Origin of the sequence: Microcystis sp. M53598_WE2, from assembly GCF_030067735.1 — a bacterium.
GTDB classification, from domain to species: Bacteria; Cyanobacteriota; Cyanobacteriia; order Cyanobacteriales; family Microcystaceae; genus Microcystis; species Microcystis aeruginosa.
In genome coordinates this window covers 1-3,779 of the sequence record NZ_JASJFE010000070.1, presented here as the reverse complement: position 1 = coordinate 3,779, position 3,779 = coordinate 1, and the positions used below count along the sequence as shown (strand labels likewise).

At 44.2% G+C, this 3,779-nt stretch carries 4 protein-coding genes; all 4 read left to right on the top strand.

The genetic code is table 11. The annotated features are described in order from the left end of the window. Window positions 1-199: 199 nt before the first annotated feature. The 4 genes from cdaA (at window position 200) to PX636_RS01665 (ending at window position 3,676) form a co-directional block, all read left to right on the top strand. Complete coding sequence (gene cdaA / locus PX636_RS01680) at window positions 200-1,120, top strand: diadenylate cyclase CdaA (RefSeq protein ID WP_002799082.1); 921 nt, start codon at window positions 200-202, stop codon at window positions 1,118-1,120. Further along, window positions 1,117-1,866: a polyprenyl diphosphate synthase gene (gene uppS, locus PX636_RS01675; protein WP_002799081.1), complete on the top strand. Its 750-nt coding sequence runs from the start codon at window positions 1,117-1,119 to the stop codon at window positions 1,864-1,866. The genes cdaA and uppS overlap by 4 nt, the downstream gene beginning before the upstream one ends. Before the next feature lie 252 nt (window positions 1,867-2,118). After that, on the top strand, window positions 2,119-2,433 hold the full coding sequence (locus tag PX636_RS01670; protein WP_002738222.1) for a DUF1825 family protein: 315 nt from the start codon (window positions 2,119-2,121) through the stop codon (window positions 2,431-2,433). A 130-nt stretch (window positions 2,434-2,563) separates the two neighbouring features. Next, window positions 2,564-3,676: a hypothetical protein gene (locus tag PX636_RS01665; protein ID WP_288116020.1), complete on the top strand. Its 1,113-nt coding sequence runs from the start codon at window positions 2,564-2,566 to the stop codon at window positions 3,674-3,676. Window positions 3,677-3,779: the final 103 nt, after the last annotated feature.

Genomic DNA, 3,779 nt, shown 5'->3' with positions numbered 1-3,779 from the left:
GAACAGGCTTCTGTAAGGTCGCGAAAGTCTGAGGAGAGAACCACCTCTGGGTTGGATTTCGCCAGGAATCTAATTCAAGTGGACTCGTTGAGCCAGAAATTCACAGCAGTGATGCGAGAAGAATCCACGTCCGTTTACGGCGTGGGGTATGTCAACCACTCGACTCTCCTTAATATAAACCTCATCGCTATCGTCCCCCATGTCGGGTTTTTTTCTGGATCCTCGCCGGTTATTGTCCTGGATTCTCAGCCATGGTCTGTCAGTCCTAGACTTTGGGTTAGTTCTCCTCCTTACCTATATGCTGCTGCTAATTATCGGCGAGCGGCGTACCTTTTGGATGGTGCGAGGACTAATCTACTTAATGCTGGCCTCGGTGATTAGCGATGCCCTAGGATTGCGCTTGCTGGGGTTAGTCCTAGAAAAATTGATTTTGGGGGCAGCAGTGGCGATTGCTGTGATTTTTCAGTCGGAATTCCGCCGTTTTTTAGAATTATTGGGCAAAGGTCAAGTGTGGGAATTATTTAAAAAAAGTTCCCCCACTCCCAAGACCGATAATGTCATTGATGAGTTAGTGGACGCGGTGAAGGATCTATCTCAAAATCGCACCGGTGCGCTGATGGTATTAGAAACCAGTGGCAATCTCGACACCAAGGTGTTTGTCAATCCGGGGGTGACGCTCAATGGCCAAGTATCTAAGGAATTAATTCAAACTATTTTTCAAACTAAAACTTTACTGCACGATGGGGCCGTATTTATTCGGGGCGATCGAGTGGTGGCCGCGGGTGTTATTCTACCCTTATCGGAGCGCAGTACCTCTAGGCAATTAGGCACCCGTCATCGGGCGGCCATGGGCATTACCGAAAGGCTAGATAATTGTATCTGTATTGTGGTTTCTGAGGAAACCGGCTCGATTTCCCTCGCGTCGGGGGGTAATTTGGATCGGCCTTTAACCAGTAGTAAACTAAAAGAGCTTCTCGAAGCGAAGTTTTCTCCGTCGGGAGAGGGGGAAGTGGTCGCACCGAGTTGGGGACGTTTAGGGCGTACAATTGGCTTAAAAGGTCGTCTAATCTTAGAAAAATTCTCCCGTTCGCCCAGAGCAACCCCCAAAGATAGAAAATGACTCTTAAACCGAGCTTGTCACCAGAATTACCTACGGATTTAGATAAAAACCGTTTGCCTCAGCACGTCGCAGTGATTATGGATGGGAACGGTCGTTGGGCGAAAAATCGTGGTTTACCGCGGATTATGGGCCATCAACGGGGAGTAGATGCACTAAAAGACTTGCTGCGCTGTTGTCGTGACTGGGGGATTCCCGCTTTAACCGCTTATGCTTTTTCTACAGAAAATTGGGGTCGTCCCCTCGAGGAAGTAGAGTTTTTAATGACTCTATTCGAGCGGGTTTTGCGGCGCGAATTAGAAGAAATGATGCAGCAAAATGTCAAAATTCGCTTTATTGGTAATTTATCAGCCTTGCCAGAGTCTTTAAGACGGGAAATTGCTAAATCTCAAGCAGAAACTAGCAAAAATTCCGGTATTCAATTTACGGTGGCTACTAATTATGGTGGCCGAGAGGAGATCGTGCAAGCTTGTCAGGCGATCGCTCGTCAGGTGCAACAGGGTTTAGTCTCCCCGGAAGCGATCGATGAATCTCTCTTTGAACAGTATCTTTATACTGCCGGGATTCCTAACCCAGACCTGTTAATTCGCAGTAGTGGGGAAATGCGAATTAGTAATTTTTTACTCTGGCAAATGGCCTACGCGGAAATCTACGTTACTGACACCCTCTGGCCCGATTTCGATCGAGTGCAATTTCACCGCGCTTTAAAAGATTATCAGGGTCGTCATCGTCGTTTTGGCAAATTATAAGGGCTGCAGCCCAAATTTAGCGAAATAGCCACTGTGGGGCAGTTAAAGGACAATTTTTGATTTTTACAAGAGGTCTGATCACTTTTAATCTTAAACTCCCTGGGGCAACGGTTAAACCGGGACGGGGGTCGTTTGTGATCTTCTCGATTTCCCCAATACGGTAATCCGTAAATCGGCTGGAGCTAGACTTTTTCCCAGGCTAAAATAAAATAGGGGAGAGAATAACTATCGACGATAAGCAGTTTTAAGATTATGGGATTCTTTGACTCAGAAGTGGTTCAACAGGAAGCTAGACAGCTATTTGAAGATTACCAGTCTCTCACACAACTAGGCAGCGAGTACGGGAAATTCGATCGAGAGGGTAAAATAATCTTTATCGATAGGATGGAGGAGTTAATGGAACGCTACAAGATATTTATGAAGCGTTTTGAGTTATCTGAGGATTTTTCCGCCCAAATGACCGTAGAACAGCTAAAAACCCAATTAGGTCAATTTGGTATGACTCCCCAAATGATGTTCGACCAAATGCAGCAAACCCTTGAACGGATGAAGGCAGAGATTCGCTAAAATTGCCGATATTTATCGGGTATTGGCTGCCTTTTGCCCGATAATGTCCTCTCCAGATTACTGCTCGGAAAATTGGGGTTTCTGCGGTTTTTTGAGAACAATGATCTAATAATTTTAAGTAGGTTAACTGATGAACTCCAGGCCAGATTCACAAGAGAATATTGAGCCACCTCAGTATAGTGAAAAAACTAACCGCATTCAGGCAATCAGTCAACTGATTAAGGCAATAACCCCGTTAATTTGGGCTATAGTTGTTCTAGTGGTTATCTTGCCTCTTTTAGGGAAAATTTGGCTAGGAACTGCCGGCAATGAACCGTTAAAAACTAGGGTTGCTACCGAAACTAACCTAGAGATTCCCATCACTATACCCGAAAAATCTAACAGTCAAATCGATCGGGAGATTAGCCAAGCTTTACAGACAGCCAGAGCAAATTCTCAAAGCTTCGCCCTAGGAGAAATTGAGGGATGGGTGGAGGAGTTGATGACACGAGTAGATCAGGGTTTTCTGCCTTGGTATTTTAACTATTTCAATCAAAAACAATTTGAGGGCAAGGCCTTTTTAAGCGGATTATACTCCTCGATCGCTCACTGGGTCAATACAGATAATCCACTCCCGGAACAGGTGGTGGCAGAAAATTTGACCAAAACTATTCAAACCGAGTTTACTAAACGGGTAATTCGTCCCCAAGAGGCTCAATTGCGTCTAGAGAGAATTACTAGGGATGCTGTTAATTTATATGTCAATAATTTAAGCAATGAATTGGCAAATATACAGGCTAGTTATCAAATTCCCCAAGGCAAATGGGACCGTTATCTTAGTGATATGGCCGTAACAATTAAAGATACCGAGGGCAATATTTCTAACACATCAATTAAACTTTTAGTCGGTGGCACGACTGCTTTAGGAGTTAAATCTCTGGTCCCAGTGATGAAAGTGGGCAGTACAGTTTATTTGTCCCTAGCGGGAAAAACGGGGGCGAAAATTGCCACTAAAACCGGTGGGGCAGTAGCGAGTAGTTTTGGGGCAGAATTAATCGATCCAATCGTGGGAATTGGTTTGATAGTTTGGGATTTATGGGACTATCAGCACCGGGTAAACATTGAAAAACCGATTCTGCGGGATGCCATTTTTAATTATTTACAAGAAGTCAAATACGATCTGGTCAATAATCATCAAGGTAGCGTCCTTTCATCTATTTATCAAATTGAAGCCACTGTCAATAAATCCTTAGTGAGAACCTAAGTAGGGTTGGCTGAAAAAGTTTGTTGGTTGGGTTAGGAGTCAGGAGTACAATTGCATGAATGGGGCTATTATATAGAAATATATTTATGAATCTATTCTTTCT

What these genes read in the sequence shown, in the direction of transcription:
- cdaA (WP_002799082.1), top strand. Translation starts at nt 200, where the DNA reads ATGTCGGGTTTTTTTCTGGATCCTCGCCGGTTATTGTCCTGGATTCTC.
- uppS (WP_002799081.1), top strand. Translation starts at nt 1,117, where the DNA reads ATGACTCTTAAACCGAGCTTGTCACCAGAATTACCTACGGATTTAGAT.
- PX636_RS01665 (WP_288116020.1), top strand. Translation starts at nt 2,564, where the DNA reads ATGAACTCCAGGCCAGATTCACAAGAGAATATTGAGCCACCTCAGTAT.
- PX636_RS01670 (WP_002738222.1), top strand. Translation starts at nt 2,119, where the DNA reads ATGGGATTCTTTGACTCAGAAGTGGTTCAACAGGAAGCTAGACAGCTA.